General features: G+C 61.0%; 1 protein-coding gene. It reads left to right on the top strand.

What is annotated here, in order from left to right; all coding sequences use genetic code 11:
• On the top strand, nucleotides 1–269 hold a 269-nt coding region (locus AAEY83_RS15415), incomplete at both ends, for an inner membrane CreD family protein (RefSeq protein ID WP_351060311.1).

Raw genomic sequence — 269 nt, forward strand, 5'->3', positions numbered from 1 at the left:
GGGTTTCAGCGCCGACTGGCAAACCTCGTTTTTCTCCACCAACCTGCAAGAGGCGATGGAGCGCTGCGTCGCTGGCGACTGTGATGCACTCAACGGCCGCAGCTTCGGCGTCAGCTTCATCGACCCGGTGGATCAGTACCTGAAGAGCGACCGGGCGATCAAATACGCGCTGCTGTTCATCGTCCTCACCTTCGCCGGTTTCTTCCTCTTCGAAGGGCTCAAGAGCCTGGCGGTGCACCCGGTGCAATATGCCCTGGTCGGTGTTGCGC

Source organism: Psychrobacter sp. TB20-MNA-CIBAN-0197 (genome assembly GCF_040309765.1).
In the GTDB taxonomy this organism is placed as follows: domain Bacteria; phylum Pseudomonadota; class Gammaproteobacteria; order Pseudomonadales; family Moraxellaceae; genus Psychrobacter; species Psychrobacter submarinus.